Origin of the sequence: Roseomonas aerilata DSM 19363, assembly GCF_000711725.1 — a bacterium.
GTDB lineage: Bacteria > Pseudomonadota > Alphaproteobacteria > Acetobacterales > Acetobacteraceae > Roseomonas > Roseomonas aerilata.
The window spans coordinates 165,139-188,214 of record NZ_JONP01000009.1; the positions used below are offsets into that span (position 1 = coordinate 165,139).

Annotated in this window: 22 protein-coding genes; 4 read left to right on the forward strand and 18 right to left on the reverse strand. The window is 70.8% G+C overall.

All coding sequences use genetic code 11. The annotated features are described in order from the left end of the window. Window positions 1-37: 37 nt before the first annotated feature. The 3 genes from BO39_RS12800 to BO39_RS12810 form a co-directional block, all read right to left on the reverse strand. Entirely contained in the window at window positions 38-1,912 is a 1,875-nt protein-coding gene (locus BO39_RS12800; protein WP_052402020.1) for a TRAP transporter large permease subunit, read from the reverse strand. After that, window positions 1,909-2,916 carry a TRAP transporter substrate-binding protein gene (locus tag BO39_RS12805; protein WP_043833760.1) on the reverse strand — a complete coding sequence of 336 codons (1,008 nt, stop codon included), beginning with the start codon at window positions 2,914-2,916 and terminating at the stop codon, window positions 1,909-1,911. The genes BO39_RS12800 and BO39_RS12805 overlap by 4 nt, the downstream gene beginning before the upstream one ends. 126 nt (window positions 2,917-3,042) lie before the next feature. Next, a complete protein-coding gene (locus tag BO39_RS12810; protein WP_043833762.1) occupies window positions 3,043-3,966 on the reverse strand; it encodes a hypothetical protein in 924 nt (307 codons plus the stop codon). Between the two features lie 204 nt (window positions 3,967-4,170). Between BO39_RS12810 and BO39_RS12815 the strand changes: the two genes are divergently transcribed. Next, on the forward strand, window positions 4,171-5,370 hold the full coding sequence (locus BO39_RS12815; RefSeq protein WP_043833765.1) for a M20 aminoacylase family protein: 1,200 nt from the start codon (window positions 4,171-4,173) through the stop codon (window positions 5,368-5,370). A gap of 49 nt (window positions 5,371-5,419) precedes the next feature. Here BO39_RS12815 and BO39_RS12820 read toward each other — a convergent pair whose 3' ends face one another. Then, the gene (locus BO39_RS12820; protein WP_043833766.1) at window positions 5,420-7,000 is read right to left on the reverse strand and encodes an alkaline phosphatase D family protein; all 1,581 of its coding nucleotides are present in this window, start codon (window positions 6,998-7,000) and stop codon (window positions 5,420-5,422) included. A gap of 274 nt (window positions 7,001-7,274) precedes the next feature. On the opposite strand from BO39_RS12820, the gene BO39_RS12825 reads away from it, so the two are divergent. Further along, a complete protein-coding gene (locus BO39_RS12825; RefSeq protein ID WP_052402021.1) occupies window positions 7,275-7,586 on the forward strand; it encodes a hypothetical protein in 312 nt (103 codons plus the stop codon). Between the two features lie 152 nt (window positions 7,587-7,738). Here the strand turns inward: BO39_RS12825 and BO39_RS12830 are convergent, their stop codons facing one another. The 4 genes from BO39_RS12830 to BO39_RS12845 all read right to left on the reverse strand — a co-directional run bounded on the left by BO39_RS12830 (window position 7,739) and on the right by BO39_RS12845 (window position 12,111). After that, window positions 7,739-8,854: an NADH:flavin oxidoreductase/NADH oxidase gene (locus BO39_RS12830; RefSeq protein WP_043833767.1), complete on the reverse strand. Its 1,116-nt coding sequence runs from the start codon at window positions 8,852-8,854 to the stop codon at window positions 7,739-7,741. A 157-nt stretch (window positions 8,855-9,011) separates the two neighbouring features. After that, complete coding sequence (gene cysK, locus BO39_RS12835; protein WP_043833768.1) at window positions 9,012-9,926, reverse strand: cysteine synthase A; 915 nt, start codon at window positions 9,924-9,926, stop codon at window positions 9,012-9,014. Window positions 9,927-9,988: 62 nt separating this feature from the next. Beyond that, entirely contained in the window at window positions 9,989-11,218 is a 1,230-nt protein-coding gene (locus BO39_RS12840; RefSeq protein ID WP_043833769.1) for a CaiB/BaiF CoA transferase family protein, read from the reverse strand. Then, the gene (locus BO39_RS12845; RefSeq protein ID WP_211257438.1) at window positions 11,215-12,111 is read right to left on the reverse strand and encodes an HpcH/HpaI aldolase/citrate lyase family protein; all 897 of its coding nucleotides are present in this window, start codon (window positions 12,109-12,111) and stop codon (window positions 11,215-11,217) included. The genes BO39_RS12840 and BO39_RS12845 overlap by 4 nt, the downstream gene beginning before the upstream one ends. A 73-nt stretch (window positions 12,112-12,184) precedes the next feature. Here BO39_RS12845 and BO39_RS12850 point away from each other — a divergent pair, with 73 nt between their 5' ends. Beyond that, complete coding sequence (locus BO39_RS12850; RefSeq protein WP_052402022.1) at window positions 12,185-12,772, forward strand: HDIG domain-containing metalloprotein; 588 nt, start codon at window positions 12,185-12,187, stop codon at window positions 12,770-12,772. Window positions 12,773-12,852: 80 nt separating this feature from the next. Beyond that, window positions 12,853-13,038: a CsbD family protein gene (locus tag BO39_RS12855; protein ID WP_043833770.1), complete on the forward strand. Its 186-nt coding sequence runs from the start codon at window positions 12,853-12,855 to the stop codon at window positions 13,036-13,038. Window positions 13,039-13,103: 65 nt separating this feature from the next. Here the strand turns inward: BO39_RS12855 and BO39_RS12860 are convergent, their stop codons facing one another. The 10 genes from BO39_RS12860 to BO39_RS12905 all read right to left on the reverse strand — a co-directional run bounded on the left by BO39_RS12860 (window position 13,104) and on the right by BO39_RS12905 (window position 23,076). Next, window positions 13,104-13,652 carry a hypothetical protein gene (locus tag BO39_RS12860; RefSeq protein ID WP_211257439.1) on the reverse strand — a complete coding sequence of 183 codons (549 nt, stop codon included), beginning with the start codon at window positions 13,650-13,652 and terminating at the stop codon, window positions 13,104-13,106. Window positions 13,653-13,723: 71 nt separating this feature from the next. Next, on the reverse strand, window positions 13,724-14,338 hold the full coding sequence (locus BO39_RS12865; RefSeq protein ID WP_156963671.1) for a hypothetical protein: 615 nt from the start codon (window positions 14,336-14,338) through the stop codon (window positions 13,724-13,726). A gap of 172 nt (window positions 14,339-14,510) precedes the next feature. Next, window positions 14,511-15,782: a family 1 glycosylhydrolase gene (locus BO39_RS12870; RefSeq protein WP_211257440.1), complete on the reverse strand. Its 1,272-nt coding sequence runs from the start codon at window positions 15,780-15,782 to the stop codon at window positions 14,511-14,513. 137 nt (window positions 15,783-15,919) lie between these two features. Next, window positions 15,920-17,026 (reverse strand): single-stranded-DNA-specific exonuclease RecJ family protein, encoded by a 1,107-nt coding sequence (locus BO39_RS12875; RefSeq protein ID WP_052402023.1) that lies wholly within the window; start codon window positions 17,024-17,026, stop codon window positions 15,920-15,922. Between the two features lie 68 nt (window positions 17,027-17,094). Next, entirely contained in the window at window positions 17,095-18,669 is a 1,575-nt protein-coding gene (locus tag BO39_RS12880; RefSeq protein ID WP_043833772.1) for a coiled-coil domain-containing protein, read from the reverse strand. A 176-nt stretch (window positions 18,670-18,845) separates the two neighbouring features. After that, window positions 18,846-19,058 (reverse strand): hypothetical protein, encoded by a 213-nt coding sequence (locus BO39_RS12885; protein WP_043833773.1) that lies wholly within the window; start codon window positions 19,056-19,058, stop codon window positions 18,846-18,848. A gap of 95 nt (window positions 19,059-19,153) precedes the next feature. Beyond that, on the reverse strand, window positions 19,154-20,725 hold the full coding sequence (locus BO39_RS12890) for a hypothetical protein (protein WP_043833774.1): 1,572 nt from the start codon (window positions 20,723-20,725) through the stop codon (window positions 19,154-19,156). A 14-nt stretch (window positions 20,726-20,739) separates the two neighbouring features. Beyond that, the gene (locus tag BO39_RS12895) at window positions 20,740-21,405 is read right to left on the reverse strand and encodes a cysteine hydrolase family protein (protein ID WP_043833776.1); all 666 of its coding nucleotides are present in this window, start codon (window positions 21,403-21,405) and stop codon (window positions 20,740-20,742) included. A gap of 64 nt (window positions 21,406-21,469) precedes the next feature. After that, window positions 21,470-22,870, reverse strand: coding sequence for an AtzE family amidohydrolase (locus BO39_RS12900; protein WP_043833778.1), 1,401 nt, complete (start codon window positions 22,868-22,870; stop codon window positions 21,470-21,472). Further along, window positions 22,867-23,076: a DUF4089 domain-containing protein gene (locus BO39_RS12905; protein ID WP_211257441.1), complete on the reverse strand. Its 210-nt coding sequence runs from the start codon at window positions 23,074-23,076 to the stop codon at window positions 22,867-22,869. Before BO39_RS12905 ends, BO39_RS12900 begins: the two co-directional genes overlap by 4 nt.

Consider the following 23,076-nt stretch of genomic DNA (forward strand, 5'->3'; position numbering starts at 1 on the left):
GGAGGATGTGCGGGCCTCGTATCCCGGTGTCGCCCGCTCAACGCCCGAGGAAGCCGGTGGAGATCCAGGGCACCGCCGCCACCACGAGCAGCCCGACAAGCAGCGCGCCCATATACGGCCAGATCCTCCGCATGGCTGCGTCCGGGCTCACCCGCCCGATCGCACAGGCGGCATAGTAGCCGACGCCGAAGGGCGGCGCGAAAAGGCCGAGGCCCATCGCGAGGATGACGACGATCGCGTAATGCACCTCGTCCACACCGAGCTGCCGCGCGATGGGAAAGAGCAGCGGCCCGAAGAGGACGATGGCGGGAATCCCCTCGAGGATGCTGCCCAGCACGATGAAGGCGAAAATCGAGACCAGCAGGAAGCCCCAGCGGCCGCCGGGCATCGCCTGCATGGCCGCCGCCAGATCGCGCGAGAAGCCCGACTGCGTCAGCGCCCAGGCCATCCCGGTCGCTGTGCCGATGATGAGCAGGATCGCGCCCGAAAGCGCCGCTGTCTCGACCAGCATCGGGTAGATCCGTCGCCAGTCGAAGCTGCGGTAGAAAACCAGCCCGGCGACGACGGCGTAGCCGATCCCGATGGTCGATACCTCGGTCGCTGTCGCCACGCCCTCCACCACCGCCGCGCGGATGAGGAAGGGCAGGACGAGTGCCGGCAGCGCGACCAGCAAGGCCTTGAGGATCACGCCCGCCGAGGGACGCTGCACGCCCGACATGTCCTCATCCCGCGAGCGCCGCCAGGCGATGACGGCCAGCGCCAGCGCGAGCACGAAGCCGGGCAACAGACCGCCGGTGAAGAGCGCGGCGATGGAAACGCCGGTGACGGAGCCGATGGTGATCAGGACGAGCGAGGGTGGGATCGTCTCGCTCATCGCGCCCGAGGCGGAAAGCAACGAGACCATCTCGCCCTCATTCGATCCGCGCCGCCGCATCTCGGGGAAGAGCACCGGCGCCACCGCCGCCATGTCCGCGGCCTTGGCGCCGGAGATGCCGGAGACGAGATACATCGCCCCGAGCAGCACGTAGGACAGGCCACCCCGGACATGGCCGAGCAGCGAGGCGAGGAAATCCACCATCGCCTTCGCCATGCCCGTCATCTCGATCAGCACGCCGAGGAAGACGAAGAGCGGCACGGCCAGGAGGATGAGGGAGCTCATCCCCTCATCCATGCGGCTGACGATCACCGTCAGCGGCACGCTGGTGGTTGTCGAAAGATAGGCGAGGGTCGCGAGGCCGAAGGAGAAGCCGATCGGCACGCCGGAGAGAACGCCAAGCATCAGGAGGCCGACGAAGAAGACCATGAGGTTCCAGTGCCCCATGCCCTTGATGGCCGGCCCGAGCAGCCAGAACAGCCCAGCGATCGCGCCCAGCCCCGCCGCGACGATCAGGAGGTCAACCGCGCGATGGCGCAGGAGCCGGACGGCGCAGGTCGCCAGCATGAGCGCGCAGCCGACGGGTATGGCGCCCGCGCGGATCATGTTGGACCAGCCGAGCGCCGGGGTCTCAATGAACCACTCGTCCTCCGCGTATTCGGCGGCTTGCGGCAGGATCGCCGCGAGGAAGAGCGCGCTGGCGCCGACCGCCAACACCTCCAGCAGCACCTGCGCACGAGGCGGCAGGGCCGTGACCAGCGCGGTCAGCCGCATGTGCTGACCGCGCTGGAGCGCGATCACCGAGCCTAGCATGGCCAGCCAGAGGAAGAGGATCGAGGCCAGTTCGTCGGACCAGACGATGGGCCGGTGCAGGGCGAAGCGCGCGACGACGCCCGCGAAGAGGATGCCGATCTCCGCGAGCACGATGAGGGCCGCCGGAACCTCGACAAGGTGGCGCAGGAGGCGCTCGGCGAGCGCTGCGACCCCGGCCTCGCGCCTCTCCGCCACTGTGCCCTCCGAGCCGACCGCCACGCTCACGAGAGGCTCCCGACGGCGCCTTCCAGCACGGACCAGGCCTGGTCACCGAACTTGCCGCGCCACTCCGCGTAGAAGCCGGCCTTGCGGAGCGCCTCGCGGAAGGGGGCCGGGTCGACGTCGTTGAAGGTGAGGCCACTCCCGCCCAGCTTGCCCGTGAGCGCGCTGTTCAGGGCGGCGATATCCGCGCGCTCCTCCTTCGCGGCGCGGCTCATCTCCCGCGAGATGACGGCCTGCACGTCGCGCGGCAGGCGCTCGAAGGCGCGGCGGTTCGCCAGCAGCCAGAAGCCGTCCCACATGTGGTTCGTGACGGAGCAGAACTTCTGGACCTCGTAGAGCTTGGCGGTATCGATCACCGCCAGCGGGTTCTCCTGCCCGTCCACGATCTTCGTCTGCAACGCCGAATAGACCTCGTTGAAGTTGATCGAAGCGGGTGCGGAATCGAAGGCGCGGAACATGGAGGTCCAGAGCGGGCTGACAGGCACGCGCAGCTTCATGCCGCGCAGGTCCTCGGGCGCGCGGACCGGCTTCGTGCTCGTCGTGACCTGGCGGTAGCCGTTGTCGAAGATGTTCTCGAAGGCGATCAGGCCGCGCTTCTCGATCTCGGCGCGGATCAGCGCGCCCACCGGCCCGTCCATCGCGGCCCAGACCTGGTCGTAGTCCTTGAAGGCGAAGCCGACGCCGTTCAGCGCGGCCAGCGGCACGAGGGTCGCGAGGATCAGGCCCGAGAGGGTGAAGAACTCGAGCGCCCCCGAGCGCACCTGGCTCAGCATGTCCGTATCGGAGCCGAGCTGGCTGTTCGGGAAGAGCTGCATCTCCACGCGCCCGCCCGTGCCGGCCTTGATGCGCTCCATGGCGTGCCCGATCCGCAGGTTCATGGGGTGCGTTGCGGGCAGGTTGGTGGCGAGCTTGAGGTTGAAGTCGGCCGCCGCCGCGGGGCGCGTCCGCAGGGCGACGAGCGGCAGGGCGGCGGAGGCCGCGAGCAGGCGGCGCCTGGTATTGGGCATGGACGAGCTTTCCCCCGGATAGCGTGCTGTTCTTGGCGCCGCCCGCGGGTGATCCAGCCGGCTGGGCGCACGGCCGGGATTATGGACCACTTCGTTGCAGCGAAGCCAAGGGCTGCCGTGGCCGGTTCAGGGCCGCCCCAGCGGTGCCGCCGGCCGCGCCGCCCGGCCGAGGAAGGCAGGGCCAGCGATCTCCTCCGCTACCATCCCGCGGTTGAGATCGAGGCCGGTGAGCCGCCAATCGTGTACCGGCAGTGGAAGCGGGCGGATCAGCCGCTCGTGGAAGCGGGTGGGCAGGCGGAGGCCGCCGGCCGTAATGAAATCAAAAAGGTCCACCTCCGCGACCGCGCCGCGGGTGCTCTCGAGCCCGTTGAGGGAGAAGCGCACCCGCCGCATCAGCCCCTCGCCTCGGTCGATGAAGAGGGCGAGGTCGTCCGCCTCTGAGAAGCCGAGGCCGGGCGAGACGCGGACGCGGAGCACGTCACAGTCGTGGCCCACCCCGTCGAGGTCCACCCGCTCGGTTCCGGCGAGGGCGAGCCCCACGGGACGGCCGGCAGCGCGGAGGTGGGCGAGGCTCATCGGGCCCAGGAGGAAAAGGCCATAGCCGTCGACCACCAGCGCCGCGGCGGCGCGGCGTTCCGTGTCCACCGCCTCCTCGCCGTTGAACCAGACGCGGACCTCACCTTGCGCGGCCGACGACTCCTTACGGATGACGTTCTTCCGGCCCATCGGACCGCGATGCTCCTGCCCCACCAATCCTGGCCGGAGCAGCACCCGCTCCTCGGAGCTTCCGCGGAATCCCTTGTCCACCAGGACGGGCTGGAGCCGATCAATCAGCCCCGGCCACTCGCCGGAATAGCTCACGCTGATGTCCGCGAGCCCCGCGAGTGCCCGGGATCCATGCGCCTCGGCGCTGCGGCCGAGCAGGGCAGCCGCCTCGGGCGCCGCTTGACCCGCGGGCATCGGCGTCAGGGGAGGGGCGCAGCCCTGCAGCGCCGGCAGGGCGAGCGAGGCCAGGAGGAGGCCGCGACGGCGGGGGAGGGGGTGTTGCAAGCGTCGCGGGTCCGTTCAAGCGGCGGGTTACCCGATGATGGACCCGGGCGGCGCTGCGGCAAGCGTGGGAAGCACCAGGGATGCCGCGTTCTTGATCATCCGCGCCGCGGCGAGGCCCACGGAAGCGCGCCCACGCCTTGACCGGCCGGGACAGCACAAGCAGCCTTTCGCACCTGCAAGACGAATTTTAGAAACCAGAGGCCCATGCCGCGCGACGCCATCCTGACCGAAATCCAGGGCTATGCCGACGAGCTGATCGCCATCCGCCGCGACATCCACATGCACCCCGAGACGCGCTTCGAGGAGGTGCGCACGGCGGCGCTGGTGGCTGAGAAGCTGCGGGAATGGGGACTGGAGGTCACGGAGAAGGTTGGTGTGACCGGCGTGGTCGGTACGCTCAAGGGCAGCCGGCCGGGCCAGCGCGCCATCGGCCTGCGCGCGGACATGGACGCGCTGTTCATCGAGGAGGCGAACAGCTTCGCCCATCGTTCACGGGTTCCCGGGAAGATGCACGCTTGCGGCCATGACGGGCACACGGCCATGCTGCTGGGCGCGGCAAGATACCTTTCCGATCACCGCGACTTCGCGGGCACCGTCCAGTTCATCTTCCAGCCCGCCGAGGAGGCGGCGACGGGCGCGAAGGCGATGATTGAGGACGGGCTCTTCGACCGCTTCCCCGTCGATGCTGTCTACGGGCTGCACAACTCGCCCGGCATCCCCGTGGGCGAGTTCGCCACGCGCCCCGGCCCGATCCTGGCCGGCGCGGATTTCTGGGGCGTCACCTTCCGCGGCACCGGCGGCCATGGCGGCGCGGCGCCCCACCTCGCCACGGACGTGACGGTCGCGCTCGGCCATTTCCTGCTGGCCGTGCACACCATCCTGCCGCGTAACCTGCACCCGACGGAGCCGGCAGCGGTCAGCGTCGGCCATGTCTCGGGCGGCGCCTTCAACTCGCCCAACGTCATGCCGTCGGAGGTGGTGGTCCGCGGCACCGCCCGCTTCTTCCGACCCGACGCCCAGGCCACCATCCGCCGCCGCCTCGCCGAGCTGGCCGAGAGCCTGGCCAGCGCCCATGGTTGCACTGCCGAGGCTGTCTACGAGCCGCTCTGCCCACCGACGGTGAACGCGGCGGAGAAGGTGCCCGTCGCCGTTGCCGCGGCCGCCGCCCTGGTAGGGCAGGGGAAGGTTGGCGACATACCCATGAGCACGGGCGGCGAGGACTTCGCCTTCATGCTGGCCGAGAAGCCCGGCGCCTTCATGCGGATCGGCAATGGCAGTAACCCGGACGGCAGCTTCCACAACGTCCACACGCCGCTCTACGACTTCAACGACGAGGCCCTGGCGCTCGGCTCCGCTTATTGGGCGAGCCTCGTGCAACAGGAGCTGGCCCTGGACGACGCCTGACCGCGACGGAATGCCGGCAGGCCGCCGGCACTCCGTTTCGGGCAGAGACTCAGACGGGCTCCGGCACCAGACGGCGCTGCCAGAGGGTAGCGCCCGTCAGGTCCTTCAGCAGCACCGTCATCGCGCCGTCCTCACCGGCGATCTGCACCTCGCCGAAGAACTGCGTGCCCTCGCCCGGCGCGGCGTTGTTGGTGCCGGGCGCCTTCTGCCAGACCACTTCCGGCCCGAAGGTGTCGTCCAGCGCGTTCGGGCCGAAGCCGCCAGCCCAGAGCGGGCCGCTGACGAACTCGTAGAAGGGCTTGAAGTCGCGGAACTGCGCGCGGTCCGGGTGGTAGTGGTGGGCCGCCGTGTAGTGCACATCGGCGGTCAGCCAGACGACGTTGCGCACGTCATTCGCCTTGATTGCCGAGAGAAGGCTCGCGATCTCGAGCTCCCGGCCGAGTGCGGGGCCGTGGCCGTTGGCGATCGCCTCGAACAGCGCCCGCCCTCCCGCGTCCTTGCCGTCCGGCACCTGCAGCCCGATCGGCATGTCAGCCGCGATGACCTTCCAGGTCGCGCGGGAGGAGGCCAGGCCGTCGCGCAGCCAGCGAAGCTGGGCGGCGCCGAGGAAATCCGTCTCCGGTCCCGCCACCTCCTGCCGGTTGGGGCTGTTCGGCCCGCGGTAGGAGCGCATGTCGAGCATGAAGAGGTCGAGATGCGGGCCGTAGGAGACCTTGCGGTACACGCGCTCCGGCTCGTCCGTGTTGATGCGGAGCGGCGCGTAGTCGAGGAACGCGCGCGTGGCATTCGCGCGGAGCTGCCCGATGTGCTTCTCGCGGTAGGCGGCGTTCCCCGAGAGATCCTTCGAGTCCGACCAATTGTTGGTCACCTCGTGGTCATCCCACATCCACATCTGCGCGACCTCCGAGTGGAAGGCGCGGACGTTGCGGTCGAGGAGGTTGTAGCGATGCGCGCCGCGGAACTCCGCCAGCGTCTCCGCCACCTTGCTCTTCTCGGGCGTGGTGATCTGGTTCGACACCGTGCCATCCGGGTAACGGATCTGCGCGGGGATGACGCTGTCGGCATAGATCGTGTCGCCGCAATGGATGAAGAAGTCCGCGCCGGTCTTGCGCATGGACTCGTAGGTGACCATGCCGCCACGGCTCTCGTCGATGCCCCAGCCCTGGCCGACCGTGTCGCCGGACCAGAGGAACTTCACGTCGCGGCGCGAGACCGGCACCGTGCGGAAGCGGCCGACCACGGGTTCGGAGGCGGCGCGGGGGTCGGAGAGGTCCTGGAAGCGGACACGGTAGAAGATCTCCTGGTCAGGCGGCAGGCCTGAAAGGTCGAGCTTGCCCGTGAAGTCCGTCGCCTCCGTCACATGCGGGCCGTTGAGCCTCTTGGCGTCGCGGAAGCCTTCGGTGGTGGCCCACTCGACCAGCATGCGCGCCGGCCGGTCCGCCCGGCTCCAGATGAGCGCGCGGTCGGCCGAGACGTCACCCGTTGCGGCGCCCCAATTCGCCTGCGGCCGGGCGGAGGTTCCGGGCATGACGGCGGGCGCGGTGCCCTGGCCGAGGGAGAGGCGCGGGGCGGCCAGCAACGTGCCGGCACCCGCAAGCGCGGCGCGGCGGCTCAGGCGAAAGGTGGCCATCGTGGTCTCTCCAGTAAGCTATGGCGGGCCTTTGGCGCGGGACCGTGACACTGGGCAGGGAGGTTGTGTGATGGCCGGATGACATCCGGCGCCGGCCTGACGAAGGCTGGCGGGCGTAGCGTGTGCCCGAGCGGGGACGCGCTCGGCCGGCGCCGGTGAACAGGCCCGTTTAGTCGCGCTCCGCCTTGCACCACGGATCGGCGAGGCACAGATTATATGACATGGACGCGACAACCGACCGCCGACACCGCGGCACCGGAACGAAAGGCCGTGCATGAACCAGCCAGTCCAGGGGAATCTTCCCGATCGGGTGGTCAGCTTGAGCCGCGCGCGGGACGACAAGCTCTGGGCAGTCGTAGCCGCCGTTGGACGCAAGACCAGGGTAGCGGAAATCTATCCCAGCCGTGCCGCCGCTGATGCGGACCGCAATTGGCGGGAGCAGCAGGTCCGGGCTTACGCCACCTTCCTCCGCAGCTCCAGCATGCCACTGCCAAACTATTCCGTCTCGCCCATCCGTCGCGCGGACCTGCCGCGAAGTTGGCGGCCCCTGCCGGCGCTCGGTTTCCTGCACGGGCAAGTGATCTGACGGGCTCGTGGACGGCGGCTTGATCGCCGCGTCGCATGGCGGTCAGGCGGGAAAGAACGCGGCGCATGCGGGGCGCCGTTTCCACTCCGCGCCTCGCGGGCGCAGGGTCGCAGAAGGTGGCGGGCTTGCTACAGCCCCTTGCAGGCTGTCGATCAGCGCTGTCCGTGGCGCGCGCTGTCGAACAGTTCCTTGTACTCGCGAGGCTGGGACCGCCAGTACTGCTTCGGGGCGCTGACCGTGGCGCCAAGCCGCGCCGCCGCATGCCAGGGCCAGCGGGGATCGTAGAGCATCGCGCGGGCGAGCGAGACCGCGTCGGCGTCGCCGCGCGCGATGATCTCCTCGGCCTGCTCGGGCTCGGTGATCAGCCCGACAGCCATCGTCGGTAATCCCGCCGCCTCCTTCACCTGCCGTGCGAAGGGCACCTGGTAGCCCGGCCCCAGCGCTATCGCCTGCCGCGGCGAGACGCCGCCCGTGGTGACGTGGATCGCGGCGCATCCCCGCGCCTTCAAGGCCTGGGAAAGGGCGATGGTGCCCTCGATGTCCCAGCCGCCCGGCACCCAGTCGGTGGCGGAGATGCGCATCCAGACCGGCCGCTCCGCCGGGAAGGCGGCGCGCACGGCCTCGAAGACCTCGATCGGGAAGCGCATCCGGTTCTCGAGGCTGCCGCCGTACTCGTCCGTCCGCTCGTTCGCGAGGGGGGAGAGGAACTGGTGCAGCAGGTAGCCATGCGCCCCGTGGATCTCGATCGCCTCCAGCCCGAGCCTTGCCGCGCGCTCGGCCGCACGAACGAAATCGTCGCGCACGCGGTCCAGGCCCGCGCGATCGAGCGCGACCGGCACCTCCTCCCCCGGGGAGTGAGGCAGGGCGGAGGGCGCCTCGGTTTTCCAGCCGCCGGGCGCATCCGGTGGGATCTGGGCACCGCCTTCCCAGGGCGCGCGGCTGGAGGCCTTCCGGCCGGCATGGCTGAGCTGCACCGCGACAGGCATGGGCGAATGGGCGCGCAAGGCCCGCAGCACCCGCCCCAGCGCCTCCTCGTCCGTGTCGGAGTAGAGGCCGAGATCGGCCGGCGAGATGCGGCCCTCCGGCGAGACGGCCGTGGCCTCAAGAATCATGAGGCCGGCACCGGAGAGCGCGAGATGGCCAAGATGGATCATGTGCCAGTCGCCTGCCGCGCCGTCCTCCGCCGAGTACTGGCACATGGGCGCGATGACGATGCGGTTCGCCAGACGGAGGCCGCCGAGCTGCAGGGGTTCGAAGAGGCGGCTCATCGGTAGTCCTTGTCCTCGGCAGGGCATTCGCGTGGCGGGGGAGATCACCCGAGCTGGCGGCCGGCGGCAAGCACCCACCGGGCGCGGACGGCGTCTTGCGGGTCCGCGCACGGGGGCTGAGGCTGGGGAGCGTCGTTCCGTCGAAGGCGTGGAGCGATCAGGCCGGCAGGAAGTCGGGCACCGAAAGGTAGCGCTCCCCCGTGTCGTAGTTGAAGCCGAGCACGCGCGCGCCCTGTGGCAGTTCCGGCAGCTTCTGCGCGATGGCCGCGAGCGTCGCGCCGGAGGAGATGCCGACCAGCAGCCCCTCCTCGCGTGCCGAGCGGCGGGCGTATTCCTTCGCGTCGTCGGCGGAGACCTGGATCACGCCGTCGAGCAGCGCGACGTGCAGGTTAGCCGGCACGAAGCCCGCGCCGATCCCCTGGATAGGGTGCGGCGCGGGCGCCCCGCCCGAGATCACCGGGGAGGCCGCGGGCTCCACCGCGAAGACCTTCAGCCCCGGCCACTCCCCCTTCAGCACCTGGGCGCAGGCGGTGATGTGCCCGCCCGTGCCGACGCTGGTGATCAGCACGTCGATGCCCTCCGGGAAGTCGGCCAGGATCTCCCGCGCGGTGGTGCGGACGTGAATGTCGATGTTCGCGGGGTTCTCGAACTGCTGCGGCATCCAGGCGCCGGGGGTTGCCGCCACCAGCTCCTCCGCGCGGGCGATGGCGCCCTTCATGCCCTTCTCGCGCGGCGTCAGGTCGAAGGTGGCGCCATAGGCCTGCATCAGCCGGCGTCGCTCGACCGACATGCTCTCGGGCATGACGAGGATGAGGGTATAGCCCTTCACCGCCGCCGCCATGGCCAGGCCCACGCCCGTGTTGCCGGAGGTCGGCTCGATGATGGTGCCGCCGGGGCGGAGGGTGCCGTTCGCCTCCGCGGCCTCGATCATCGCAATACCGATCCGGTCCTTGATCGAGCCGCCGGGATTCGCGCGCTCGGACTTGATCCAGACCTCGGCCGAGGGGAAGAGCCGGCCGAGCCGGATATGCGGCGTGCCGCCAATGGTCTCGAGAACGCTCTGCGCCTTCATTTCGAAAACTCCTGCTCGGGCGGATGGGGTGCACGGTCTGCCGCGGCGCGCAAGCCCGGACCCTAGCCGCGCACGACGCCGGCCGTCCGCAGCCGAGCTAACTCCTCGGCGCCGACCAGCGGGGCGAGGATTTCCTCGTTGTGCTCGCCCAATCGCGGCGCCGGACGGGCCAGGATGCCCGGCGTCGCCGAGAGGCGCGGCACCTCCCCGTGCATGGGCAGCCAGCCGCCGGGCATGCTCTCGTCCGGCACCTCAACCAACGACTGGCGCTCGGCCACGAAGGCGTCGTCCAGCAGGCCGGCCGCATCCTTGATGGGCCCGATGGTGACCCCGGCCGCGTCGAAATGCGCCAGGTTCTCCGCCGTGGTCCGCTCCGCGACGAAGCCGGCGACGATGCCGTCTAGCACCTCCCAGTTGCGGAGGCGGTCGGGGTTGGTGCGGAAGCGTGGATCCTCTATCAGCTCGGGCCGCCCGATCGAGCGGAACAGCTTCTCCGTCATCCCCTGGGTGGAGGAGGAGAGGCAGACCCAGCCCCCGTCCTTCGTGCGATAGGCGTTGCGCGGCGCGGTGTTGGTGGAACGGCTGCCCGTCCGCTGCTTCAGCTTCCCGGTGACGGCGTAGTTAGCCGTCTGCGGCTCCAGCACCGCCAGCATCGGGTCGAAAAGGGAGAGGTCGATCACCTGACCCTGGCCAGTCGCCTCCGCGTGCCGGAGGGCGATCAGCGCGGCAGCGGAACCGTAGAGGCCAGCATAGGCATCGCCCATAAACATTGGCGGCAGCACCGGCTCGCGGTCCGCGAAGCCGTTGATGGCAGCGAAGCCGGAGTAGCCCTCCACCAGCGTCCCGAAGCCCGGCTTGTGGCGGAAGGGTCCCGTCTGCCCCCAGCCGGAGACGCGCACGATCACAAGTGACGGGTTGGCTTCCAGCAGCGCTGCCGGCTCCAGCCCCATCGCCTCCAGCACGCCCGGCCGGAAGCTCTCGACGAGCATGCTCGCGCCTTCGGCCAACCGCCGGACGAGCGCCTGCGCCTCGGTGTGACGGAGGTCGAGGCAGAGGCTCCGCTTGTTGCGGCACCAGGTCTTCCAGGAGGTCTCGATGCCCTGAACCTTCCAGGCGCGGAGCGAATCGCCCTCGGGCGGCTCCACCTTCACCACCTCCGCCCCGTGGTCGGCGAGGACCTTTGTCAGCAGGTTGCCCGCGACGAGCCGCGAGAGGTCGATCACGCGGACGCCGTCCAGCGCGCCGCGCGCGGTGGGGTCGAAGTCGCGGCGGTGCAGGGGCGTGGGGCTCATGCTTCCGCCGTGCCCAGCCGCTCGGCCAACGCCACCAGCGCCCGCGCGCTCTCGATGAAGGGGGCGTCCACCATCTGGCCCTCCACCAGGAAGGCGCCGGTGCCGCCGGCGATCCGCTCCCGCGCAGCCTTCAGCACGCGCCGTGCCCGGGCGATCTCGGCGGCGGAGGGGGCGAAGGCGGCGTTCACGATCGGCACCTGGCTCGGGTGGATGCAGGACTTCCCGGCGAAGCCGAGACGCCGCGCGGCCTCCGCCTCGGCCTTGCAGCGCTCCGGCGCGTCCACGGCCGCGAGGGAGCCGTCGAAGCACGGGATGCCTGCCGCAGCGGCCGCGAAGCGCACCACAAGTCGCACATGGTCGAGCGCCGCCTCGCTGTCCCGCGCAATCCGCGCGGGCTCGAAGAGGTCGCCGTAGCCGATCTGCAGACCGACAACGCGCGGATGGGCCGCCGCGATCTCCGCCGCCGCGTGCAGGCCGCGTGGCGTCTCGATATTGGCGAGCAGGCCGACCTTTCCAGTGATCCCCGCCACCGCCTCGGCGGCTTCCAACGCAGCGGCGGCGGCGTGGATGTCGGCGGCCGACTCCGCCATGGGCAGGTTCACGACATCAAGGCCGGGCCCGATAATGGCTCGAAGATCGGCCTCGAAGAGCGGCGTCGCGAGGCCGTTCACGCGCACGATCATGACCTTCGCCGGCGCTCCGACCGCGCGCGGCCGCAGGGACCGCAGGAAGGTCGCGACAGCGCCCCGCGCCTCCTCCTTCCGCCCCGGCGCCACCGCGTCCTCAAGGTCGAGGGAGAGCGCATCCGCCGCCGTGGCCACCGCCTTCCCGAACAATTCCGGCCGGCTGCCCGGCACGAAGAGCTTCGAGCGCATGAGGGCGAGGGACGGCATTGTCATCGGCCCGGTCTAGGCCGGGCGCCCGAACTTGTCGACAATCGGCCCCGACGACGGGGGAGGGTGGCGCATGGCCGGATTCACGATCGAGCGGGGCGACCCGGTGCGCCGCCAGCGCGTCGCCGGCTGGCTGGACGGGCTGGACAGCGTATCGCCCGAGATGCGCGAGGCGATCATCACCGCCTGGGTCTCAGCCTGGGTCTCCAGCCCTTTCGAGATACTGGAGGAGATGCCTTACTCCCTCATCGCCCCCTCCTACCGCCTCATGGACCACGTGAACGAGGTAACGCGAGCGGGGATCGATCTCTCCCGCCGCGCCGCCCGCGACTGGGGGCGGGAGACGGACCCCGAGGTGATGATCCCGATCCTCGTCCTGCACGACATCGACAAGCCGCTGCTGATGGTGCGGGAGGAGGGGACCGTACGCGCATCCGCCCTGGCGGCCGAGCTGCCGCATGGCGTGCCCGGGGCGATGATGCTGCGCGACCTCGGCTTCCCGTCGAAGGTGGTCAACACCGTCGCGACCCACGCGACGAACGCGCCCTTCCACGGCTCGACCACCGAGGCCTGGCTGCTGCACTACGCCGACCTCTTCGCGACCGACCACGCGCTGATGAGCACGGGGGGCAAGCCTTTCTACCAGCGCCACTGGGCCTGACCTGCCGTAGAGGGCAACCACCCCTCGCCGGGCCGCGTTTCTCTCCTGCCCACGCGACTCCGGGCAGTAGGAGAGTGACGATGGACAAGGATCGGATTTCCGGCGCGGTAGACAAGGCCAAGGGCGCTATCAAGGACGCCGTCGGCTCCGCCACGGGCGACACGAAGACACAGGCCGAGGGCAAGGTCGACAAGGCGAAAGGCACCGGCGAGAACGCGATGGGCGGTGCCAAGGACGCTCTGCGCGACGCTACCGACAAGCACTGACGGACTGAACCGAGCAGTGTGGCGGCGCGGCGGGCTTCCCGCGGCGCCGCCACGCGTGTTGGCGTTTAGTTCTGCGTATCGGCCGGCGCCCCGCGCCGCCAGTTTCCCGAGGGGTGCCGCCCGCGCAGCACCAGCCGGTCGGCCACTGCTCCGGCCGCGAAGGCGTAGATCCCCTTGTGAAGCAGGTCGACGACCTGTTCCTCCACCGGCCAGGTCCAGGGCGGCGCGCCGACGCCCGTCGCGTTCTCCAGCGTCTGGTCGTTCAGCAGGCGCAGGTTGAGGAAGAGGAAGGACCCGACCGGTCCACGGAAGCCGGAGCGCGACATGAGCGCCCGCGCGACGCCCAGCAGGATCCCCTGGCCCCAGTGCATGGCCCAGTTCAGCCCCAGCCGTTCCCGGTCGGGCCGCCGAGGGAGACCGAGAAGACGTTCCAGCGTGTGGGCGGGCACGTAGGAGTTGGGCCGCCCCGTGACGGCCTGTTCAAGCTTCTCCGCCAGGGTCATGGCGGCGACGCCAGCCATGCCCGCGAGGAGGCCTGCCAGCACCACGCCACCCGCATGGGATGCCCCCGTCTCCTGCAGGTATGTCGCCGCGCCCTCCCGCTCTCTCCACATGCCCTGTCTTCCCGGTGTGTTGTTCCGTGTGACAGAACTGTCGGAAGATGGCAGCGGTTGCAGGCCGGCGCCTAGGCCGGTGCCGAGGGCTCCGGCACCGCGGCGGCCGCATTGCCCACCTGGGCGACGTTCATCGCCATCAGCCCCGCCGAAAGCCGGGCGAGCCAGCGGGCCGCGCGCAGACGCACCTCGGACTGGCCCGCCGTGCTGTCCGGCAGGGTGCAGCCAGCCAGGGTGATCGCGGTGCCGAGAATCCGTGCCTCCAGCGCCGCGACCAGCGCCTCGGCGGGGGCGTCGCGCCCGAACTCGGTGTCGATGGCCTCCCCGGCGCGGTCGATCTCGGCCTCCACCCGCGCATCCTCCGCCGCGATGGATAGGATCTCGGCCGGCGGATCCGGCTCCTCGCCCGAGAGATGCGCCATGAGCCCCATGGCCGCGACGAGGGTGTGGATCGCCCCGCCATCTCCCCCACGGGAGGCGAAGGCGCCGTAGGCCACGGCCAGCGCCGCCTCGCCCAGCACTTCCCGCGTGTCGTCGCTCAGCGCCTCGATGGCGGGGGAGGCGTCGGCGACGCCATCTGCTGCCCCCGGGCCGGCGGCATCCACCGGCGGAAAGCCGCCCTCGCCGAAGGCACGGGTGATGGTCGCAAGGGCGTCGAACAACCGCTGCTCGGATACCTTGGTCATGGCGCTCTCCTTGCTGAACCGGCAGAACGTGGCGGCGCGCCCGTCGTTCACCCGGCGGGCCGCGAATCCTGCTTCGCCCTCGCGGCCGAGGTGAAGCACGGCATCAACGCCGCCATAGGCGCCAGCCCGCCGCGCCGGTCGAACCCGGCGCGGAGCAGGGGAGGATGCGCCTTCAGCCCTGCCCGGCGAGGATCGGATGCAGGCAGGAGCCCTGGCGCGACAGCACCTCGGACCAGCCGCGGATGAGCTTCTGGTAGGCGCGCCCGGCGGCCCGCGGCTTGCGATCGAGGTCGTAGAGGCCGCGTGGGTTCACCTTGCCGCGCTGCTGGCGGAGCGCCACGTCCCAGTCCACCTGGTCCGTCAGCGAGTACCAGGTGAAGCCGAGGATCGGCACGCCGTCCTGCCGCAGCCGCATGACGCCGGCCCACTGCTTCCACAGCCAGCGCTCGGCCTCGTCGCCATTCGGCCCCTCGTCGCAATTTGTCTCGGTGTGCATCACCGGCAGGCGGTAGCGGTCGTGGTAGAGGCGCGTGACGGGCCCGTAGCCGAAGACCTCCCCGGCCCAGCGGCTGCTGCCCTCGCCGGTAATGAGATGCTCGTTCGTGGCGTACCAGTCGTTGCCCATGATGCAGTGGCGGCGCAGGTCCTGCGTCATGAAGAAGCGGTACTCGTCGCGCGTCATGCCGTTGTCGAGCAGGAACTCGTACATCGCGCTGCACACGCGCTGGCCGTAGTTGAGGTCGAGCGTCAGGAAACGTTCGCCGTTGCGGAAATCAGCGTGGGCGAGGGCCGCGGGGCATTCGGGGTGGAAGTGCTCGGTCGATTCGGACTGCACGAAGAGCGCGTCCGGCCGCACCTCCAGGATCTTGTGCATGGCGAGCACGTTGGCGCGCACGACGTTCTTGATGGCCGTAACGTAGGAGCGATCGTCCTTCGCCTGCTCGTTCCACCACCCGTACTTGGCGGAGAAGACTGCCGTGATGAACATCTCGTTCACGGGGGTGTAGAGCTGCACCCACGGAAAGCGCCGAGCGAAGGCACCGGCGTAGTCGGCGAAGAGTTCCGGGAAGTCGATATTCTGGAAATCGCCGATCCAGTCCGGCACGCCGAAATGGCAGAGATCGACGATCGGCACCGTGCCCTGCAGGCGAAGCGCGTCAAAGGCTTCCTCGGCAAAGCTGAAATCGTAGCGGCCGGGCGCTACGAAGCAGCGGTGCAGCTGCGGGCCGTAGCGGAGATAGCCGCAGCCCGTCTCCCGGACGAGGGCGAAGTCCTCGCGCCAGCGGTCGTAGTGGCCGCACTCGGCCAGCTGGTCGCGGCGGATGCGGCCCCCGTCGATGGTGGGAGCGCTGTTCTCGATGCCCGTCGCGAACATGAAGCCCGGCCGGGCGGCCGGCGCGACGGCGGCGAAACGCGCGGCGGCGGCTTCGTTGAAGTCCAGCATGACCTTACCCTTGTCCCGGGAGGCCCCCCGCCTCCTCTCACGGGGACGTTATCGTTAGATCACGCATTGTTGAAGTGTTTTCTTGCGTTCTGCCGGCCTCTTTCGCGGGCGTGGTCCCGCTCGCCGGCCTGACTCGACTATCCCTCCATCGGCGCGGAGGGGAAGGGCGGCACCTGTAACGCGGCGTCAAAACCCAGCCCTGTGACAAAGCGGTTCCAAGCCGCCGCCTCCAGCGCTCCGCCGGAGGCCTGGGGATGCCCGTTGCCGTACTGCACGGGGTCAGCCCCCTCCGGCCGGTGATCGGCGAAGAAGCGAATGAGATCCGTGCCCGACCCGGCGCGCGCGGCGAAATGTACCCAGCCCGGCCGGTAGCCCGTATTGGCGGCGATCACGACCTTTCCCTTCAGCCGTCCCTTCCACTGCTGGGCGATCAGCGGGTGGATCTGGCAGGCCGAGTGCAGCGGGATGATCGCCACCTGCCCCTGGATGCGCGGCGCCGCGCGCCGGCCCTCCGCCAGTGCCTCCTGCACCTCGGCCCTGGCGGCCAGCAGCGCGGCCGTCTCGGGGTGCTCGCCCGACAGCACCTCCTTGGGGCCGCCTGCCTTCATCAGCAGCGCGAGGGCAGGGCCCGCATCGCCCGCGCTCGCCCGCCGCGGCGCGTTGACGAGGGAGACGGCGTTTCTCAGGGCGGTAATCCCCCAGCGCTCCCGAGCCGCCGCCAGCTCCGCGAAGCCTGCACCCTCCTCCATGTCGCCGATGATGCCGACGCCCGCGAGCCAGAGAAGGTCGTCCGCCTCCGTGATCCCCGCCGCGCACCACCAGGCGAGAAGCGAGGTGGTCGGCGTGGGGTGCAGGCCGTGCCCGCTGATAAGCACCGCCTCCTCCGGCACGCCGGTCGGGACATGGTGGTCGATCAACACTGTCGGCACGCCGGGCCGCGGCGGTTCCACCCGGGTGCCGAGGTCGGCGATGATGAGCCCGCCCATCCCGCGCCCACGAAGCTCCGCCGCCATCTCCGGGGACCAGACATTCTCGCCCCGCCCGAGCACCCGCACCTCTGTCGCACGGCCGGTGCGAGCGAGGGCGCGTACGAGGATGGCGGTGGAGGAGAGCCCGTCCGCGTCGTGGTGGCCGAGGATGAGGATCGGCTTCGCCGCATCGAAGCCGGCCAGGGCGACACGGAACTCCGCCTGCCGGGCCGCGACCCAGGCCGCGTCCGGTGATCCCGCTGTGTTCGTGTCCATGAGAACCTTCCCGTTCCGCCGGGTCAGGAACCCGCGGGGCCGGGGAAGGTTGGGGCTGACGCCGCCGCTCAGGGGCTGGCGGACTGGCCGCCGGGGCTCGCCTCCGGGCCGGTGCCGTTCGTGGGCACCGCGCGCTGCGGTGCTGCCTGACGCTCCCGCGCGAGCTGCCCGCCCAGCTCCGACAGCTCCCGCCGCTGCTGCTCCAGCCGGGCCTGCGCCTCGGCGACCTGCCCGGTCAGTTCCTGCCGGCGCTGCTCAAGGCTCCGCACCTCGTTCCGCAGGCTCTGCGCTTGGTCGCGAAGCTGGGACTGCTCCTGGCGCGCGCCATCGGCGGTGACGGAGATCTGCTGCACCTGCGCCTCCATGCTGCGCATGCGGCCGCCCGCCTCGTCCGCGGCGCGGTTCACGCCGGCCAGACGCCCCTCTGCCTCCCGCAGGGCCGCCTGCCGGGTGGCCAGCTCCGCCGTCACCGCGTCGGCCTGGGAACGCGCGGCCTGCAGGCGGCGCTCCTCGGCGGTCGTGCCCTCGCGTAGCTCAGCGAGGTGGCGCTCGGCCGCGGCGACCTGCGTGCGAAGCTCGGCGCTGCGCGCCTCCAAGCCACGCAGCGTGTTCGCCGCCTCGTCCCGCGCGGCAGAGATGCGCGTCAGCTCGGCCTGCGCCTGGGTCACGGCGGACTGGCGCTCGTTCACGCTGCCCTCTGCGCTGGCCAGGGCGGTGCGAAGGTCGTTCAGGCGTCGCTCCGCAACGCCTGTGGAGTCCGTAAGCCCCGCCGAGCGCGTCTCCAGCGTGCGGACCCGGCCGGCAGCCTCGTCTGCGGCCTGGTTCGTGCGCGCGAGCCGCGTATCGGCCTCGGCGATGGAGGCGCGGCGCGCAGCGAGGTCGCGCTCTGCGGCGGAGGTGTCGTTGCGGAGTCTGGCGAGGCGCCCCTCGGTTTCGGTGCTCGCGCGCTGCCGCTCCGTGAGGGATCGCTGCGCCTCCTCGATCGAGGTCCGCAGCGCGGCGAGGCGCCCGTTCTCCGCCACGCCCTGCTGGCGCAGATCGCCCAGGCGGCGCTCCTCAGCGGCGGCGGCCTCGCGCAGTCCGGAGAGACGGCGCTCCTCCGCCGTCGTCCGCTCGTTTAGCGCGGCCAGCCGTCCGTCCTGCGCGGTGGATTGCTCGCGCAGCCCCGCGAGGCGGCGCTCGGCCGCGGAAACCTGTTCCTGCAAGCCGGCGAGGTTGCGCTCGGCTTCAGCAATGGTGCCGCGCCGCTCCTCCGTCACCTGATGGAGCTGCCCGGCGTCGTTCTGCAGCCCGGCAAGGCGGCGCTCCTCGGTTGAAAGTCGCTCCCGCAGCGCGCGGGCCTGCTGCTCGGCCGCGGCGCGCGAGCGCTGTGAGGTGGCGAGCGCGCGCTGCGCCTGCGCCAGCCTTCCTTCGAGCGCGGCCAGGTCGCCGGCGGCACGCCGCTCGGCGGCAAGGGTCGATTCGAGTTCTCCCACCCGCTGCTGCAGTGCGGAGCCGCGCGCCTGGGAAGCCTGAAGGGAGCTCTCCATCGACGCGATGCGCGAGTTCGGCTGGATCGAGACGCCGCATCCCGCCAGGGGGGCGATGAGCACCGGCACCATGGCCAGGACGGCCGGCCGCGACCAGAGCGGGACATTCACCATCGGACCAACCCCCTTGTGCCGCACCGGGCGGCGCGGGATTGCGACCTGTCCGGGCCGCCGCGTCAAGCACCCGCTGCCGGTGCCGGGCACCGGATTCCGCCGAAAGTTTATGTCCGGGCACCGAGCCGCGGCTCAAATCCGCGTCAGTTCGCGGCCGGCGGATGAAAGGCCGAGTCTCAGGGTGCGGGGGACCGCCCCAACTGCCACTGGCGCTGCACTTCCGCGTGCACCGCCTCGGACGTTACCCCAGGGCGCACGATGACCTCCGCGCCGTTCAGGCGGAAGCGGTGCGCCACCCCATCGCGATTCGCCTTCTCGATGCAGCGGTGGATGACGTGGGGCAGGTAGTCGGTCTCGCTTGTCGTGTAGTCCTTTATCGCCTGTGCCAAGGCTGCCTCCCCTTCTTTGTGGAGCTAGCCTAGGCAGGAGCGGGCGCGAGGTCACGTGGCTTTCGCGCCCCCGTTGCATGACCTCGCCAGGGCCCTCAATCGGCGGGCGCGGCCGCCCTGGGGGAGGGCGCCAGGACCGGCGAGCGCCCGCAGGCATAGAGGAAGCCCGCCACCAGCAAGTAGGCGAGGGTGACGCCGGGGCTGTGCCCGATCCCCACGGCCTCGCCATGCATGAAGCCGAAGAAGGTGAGGACGGCGCCGGCTGCGGCGAAGGCGGCAGCCTTGGAATATTCCTTCTCGATCACGCAGACGGCGATCGCGCCGAGGACCAGCCCCGCGAGGATCGCCCCGCCGCCGAGCACCGCCAGACCCGGGTAGAGCACGCCCAGCCCCGCCAACTTGTCCATGCCGACGGCCGCCGCGTTCGTGCCCGCGGCGCCCAGCGCCCCGTCCACGAGGTTCTTTGCCCAGGCCGCGAGATGCGGCGCAAGGGCGAGCACCACCGCCGGCGCGTGGCTTCGCGGCGTCTCCTGGAAGGCCTGCGCGCCGATCAGCATCGCGATGTAGAGCAGGATGGGCGAGATCGCGACGGTGGGGATGAGGTCCAGCAGCACGGATGCGATGCCGAGCCAGGTGAGCACCAGCACCGCGATGCCAGTGACGAGCGAGTACCCGACCCGCCCACCCATGGCCTTCCAGCCGGGATGGCCGATATAGACCGCATTGATGAACGGGTTACCCATGAGGCAGCCGATGAGGCTGATGACGCCATCCGCGGTCAGCACGCGCGTGGTGGGATAGTGGTCGCCCGCCGCCTCAGCGCTCTCGACATTGTCCATGGCTTCCACGAGGTCGTAGATGCCGAAGGGGATGGCGGTGACGAGGATGACGCCGAGGAACTCGAAGCCGCCGAAGACATGGCCGAGCGCCGGCACGGGAATCGAGAAGCCGATGTTGCCGAGCGCCGCCAGCAACCGCGAACCGTCCACCCCGCCCACGGGCATGCCGATCAGCACGCTCCCCCAAGCCACGAACACGCCGACCGCGATGGCGACCAGCCCCGCCGGGATGCCGCGCGGGTAGCGGAAGCCGCCGAAGAAGGCGACCAGGATCACACCGAAGCAGACGAGGCCGATCACAGGCGTCATAAACACCTCCAGCGCCGGCCGCATGGCGATGAAGGTGACGGAAACACCGGCCAACGTGCCGAGCAGCGCGGCGCGCGGCGTCACGCGCCGGATGAGGGGCGCGATGAAGCCGCCGATCATCAGGATGAAGCTCTGCACGAAGACCCAGGCGAGCCCCGCCTCCCAGCCGCGCACGGGATTGCCGGTCTGGAGGGAGATCGGCAGCATGATCACCAGCACGACGATGAACATGTGCGGCACGCTGATGCCGGAGGGCAGGGCGCAGACATCCGCCCGCCCCGTGCGCCGCGCGAGCTGGTAGCCGAGCCAGGCGTAATAGGCGGTGGAGAGGAAGAGCATCAGGCCTACCGCCGGCAGGATACGCCCGAACGTGATCGCATCCGGCATTTTCAGCACGAAGCGCAGCAGCACGCTGAGCGTGAGGATGTTCACCAGGATGTTCGTGCCGAAGCCGAACAACGCGTTCCAGTCCCCTGGCGTCCAAAGCTTCGGCCGGAACGCGCCCGTGCTCGCTGACATGACCTCGTCCCCTTCTACCCGAGCGCCGAGATGGCGGCCGCCGATGTCGAGACCCAGCCGAAGATCCCGCCCTGGGCCTTGATCATCGCGAGGCCTGCGGCATGGAACTCGGGGAAGTAGGAGGCGCAGCAATCGGCGAGGACGACGCAGCGGTAACCGCGGTCGTTCGCCTCCCGCACGGTGGTGTGGATGCAGACCTCCGTGGTGACGCCGGCGACAAGCAGCGTCTCCACGCCGCGATTGCGCAGCATCGTGTCGAGGTCGGTCGCGTAGAAGGCACCCTTGCCGGGCTTGTCGATCACCGGCTCGCCCGACGCTGGTGCGAGTTCCGGTACGATGTCATGCCCCGGCTCGCCCCGGACGAGGATACGTCCCATGGGACCGGGGGCGCCGATACGCACCGAGGGGTCACCGCGGGCGATCTTGGCCGGGGGCGCGTCGGACAGGTCGGGCCTGTGCCCCTCCCGCGTGTGCAGCACGAGCAGCCCGGCGGCCCGGGCGGCATCGAGCACCGTGCGGCAGGGCCCGATGGCGGCAGCAAGGCGGGAGACATCGTTGCCAAGGCTCTCCCCGAAGCCGCCGGGTTCGAGGAAATCGCGCTGCATGTCGATGATGAGCAGGGCGGTCCGCGCAGGATCGATGCTCAGGGGGGCTGGCTCGGCCTCGATCACCTGCGGCATGGACGGCTCTCCATTGCTGCGGCGGGGTAAGCAATACCTGTGCCGAAGCGGCTGCCTTCTCGCCTCAGCCCGCCGCCACGCGGCACCCGACCGCGCCGGCCCGTTCCAGCGCGCGCGCGACGCGCAGGGCGAGGTCCTCCCGCCACGGGGCCGCGATCACCTGCACGCCGAGCGGCAGCCCGCCGTCGAGCCAGACCGGCACGGCGCAGACGGGCAGGCCGATGAAGGAGATCGGCTGCGTGAAGACGCCGATATTCGGTCGCAGCGGCAACGTCGCGCCGTCCATCACGATCGTCGCCTGTCCGATGGCCGGTGCCCGGCAGGGCGTGGAGGGGGCAAGAAGGATGTCGACGTTGTCAAACAGCGCCAGCACCCTCTCGCGGTACCAGCGGCGGAAACGCTGCGCGCGGTGGACCCAGGCGGCCGGGATCGCGGCGCCCGCGATCAGGCGGTCGCGCGTTGCGGGATCGAAGTCCCCTGGCCGCTCCCGCAGCCGGTCGAGGTGCAGCGCCGCGCCCTCGGCCGCCGTGATAACGTAGGCGGCGGCGCGGGCCCGCGCGGCCTCGGGCAGCTCGACGGGGGCCTCTGCCCCGAGCGCGGCAGCCACATGTGCCAGCGCCGCGAAGCAATCGGGATCGCCGTTGCGCGCGAAATGCCCGCCGAGGACAGCGATGCGCAAGCCACCCGCGCCGTCCTCGATCGCGCCCGACACCGGCTCGGGCGAACGCGGCGCCTGGGCGGGATCGTCGGCGTCGGCGCCCTGCATGGCGTCGTAGGAGAGCGCGAGATCGGCGACGGAGCGGCCGAGCGGCCCGAGATGGTCGAAGGAACCGACGAAGGGAAAGCTGCCGGCGCGGCTGAGCCGCCCGTAGGTCGGCTTCAGCCCGAACAACCCGCAGAAGGCCGAGGGCACGCGAATGGAGCCGTTCGTGTCGGAGCCCAGGGCCAGCGGCACCATCCCCGCCGCCACCGCGCCGCCCGAGCCGCCGGAGGAGCCGCCTGTCATGCGGGAGGGATCATGCGGGTTGCGCGAGGCGCCGTCATGCGCGTTCTCGCCGGTGAAGTCATAGGCGTACTCGCCCATGTTCAGCCCGCCGAGGAACACGGCTCCCGCGGCCTCCATCCGCCGCACGAGCGCCCCGTCCCGCGCGGCCGGGGCGCGCCCTCGGTTGATGAGGGAGCCGGCGCGCGTGGGCAGTCCCTCGATGTCGAAGAGGTTCTTGACCGCGAAGGGCACGCCCGCGAGCGGGCCCGATGCCTCGCCCGCCGCGCGCCGCGCGTCCACCTGCGCCGCGGTGGCCAGCGCGCGCTCCGCCAGCACGTCGGTGAAGGCGTTCAGCCGCGGGTTCAGCGCCACGATGCGCGACAGCGCCGCCTCCGTCACCGCACGCGCCGTTACCTCACCCGCCGAGACGGCGGCCGCGATGGAAGTGGCCGTCGCGCCCGGCCCCGTCACCTCGCTCATGCCGTAAACACCGACGCGGGCTCCGCCTCGTCCTCCAGCGGGAAGGAGAGGACGAGCCGCGCGCTGTTGCCGATCGCCCGCAGGTTCGCCAGCACCTCGCCGCGCCAGGCGGGATCGAGGGGGATGCCGTTCAAGCCCGTGGCCGCGTCGATAAAGGCGAGCAGCGTCGCGTCATCCGGCAGAGCAGGGGAGGGATCGGTGGGCAA

What these genes read in the sequence shown, in the direction of transcription:
- BO39_RS12880 (WP_043833772.1), bottom strand. Translation starts at nt 18,669, where the DNA reads ATGGTGAATGTCCCGCTCTGGTCGCGGCCGGCCGTCCTGGCCATGGTG.
- BO39_RS12825 (WP_052402021.1), top strand. Translation starts at nt 7,275, where the DNA reads ATGAACCAGCCAGTCCAGGGGAATCTTCCCGATCGGGTGGTCAGCTTG.
- BO39_RS12865 (WP_156963671.1), bottom strand. Translation starts at nt 14,338, where the DNA reads ATGACCAAGGTATCCGAGCAGCGGTTGTTCGACGCCCTTGCGACCATC.
- BO39_RS12860 (WP_211257439.1), bottom strand. Translation starts at nt 13,652, where the DNA reads ATGTGGAGAGAGCGGGAGGGCGCGGCGACATACCTGCAGGAGACGGGG.
- BO39_RS12895 (WP_043833776.1), bottom strand. Translation starts at nt 21,405, where the DNA reads ATGCCGCAGGTGATCGAGGCCGAGCCAGCCCCCCTGAGCATCGATCCT.
- BO39_RS12845 (WP_211257438.1), bottom strand. Translation starts at nt 12,111, where the DNA reads ATGCCGTCCCTCGCCCTCATGCGCTCGAAGCTCTTCGTGCCGGGCAGC.
- BO39_RS12870 (WP_211257440.1), bottom strand. Translation starts at nt 15,782, where the DNA reads ATGCTGGACTTCAACGAAGCCGCCGCCGCGCGTTTCGCCGCCGTCGCG.
- BO39_RS12890 (WP_043833774.1), bottom strand. Translation starts at nt 20,725, where the DNA reads ATGTCAGCGAGCACGGGCGCGTTCCGGCCGAAGCTTTGGACGCCAGGG.
- BO39_RS12875 (WP_052402023.1), bottom strand. Translation starts at nt 17,026, where the DNA reads ATGGACACGAACACAGCGGGATCACCGGACGCGGCCTGGGTCGCGGCC.
- cysK (WP_043833768.1), bottom strand. Translation starts at nt 9,926, where the DNA reads ATGAAGGCGCAGAGCGTTCTCGAGACCATTGGCGGCACGCCGCATATC.
- BO39_RS12815 (WP_043833765.1), top strand. Translation starts at nt 4,171, where the DNA reads ATGCCGCGCGACGCCATCCTGACCGAAATCCAGGGCTATGCCGACGAG.
- BO39_RS12830 (WP_043833767.1), bottom strand. Translation starts at nt 8,854, where the DNA reads ATGAGCCGCCTCTTCGAACCCCTGCAGCTCGGCGGCCTCCGTCTGGCG.
- BO39_RS12805 (WP_043833760.1), bottom strand. Translation starts at nt 2,916, where the DNA reads ATGCCCAATACCAGGCGCCGCCTGCTCGCGGCCTCCGCCGCCCTGCCG.
- BO39_RS12840 (WP_043833769.1), bottom strand. Translation starts at nt 11,218, where the DNA reads ATGAGCCCCACGCCCCTGCACCGCCGCGACTTCGACCCCACCGCGCGC.
- BO39_RS12850 (WP_052402022.1), top strand. Translation starts at nt 12,185, where the DNA reads ATGGCCGGATTCACGATCGAGCGGGGCGACCCGGTGCGCCGCCAGCGC.
- BO39_RS12820 (WP_043833766.1), bottom strand. Translation starts at nt 7,000, where the DNA reads ATGGCCACCTTTCGCCTGAGCCGCCGCGCCGCGCTTGCGGGTGCCGGC.
- BO39_RS12855 (WP_043833770.1), top strand. Translation starts at nt 12,853, where the DNA reads ATGGACAAGGATCGGATTTCCGGCGCGGTAGACAAGGCCAAGGGCGCT.
- BO39_RS12900 (WP_043833778.1), bottom strand. Translation starts at nt 22,870, where the DNA reads ATGAGCGAGGTGACGGGGCCGGGCGCGACGGCCACTTCCATCGCGGCC.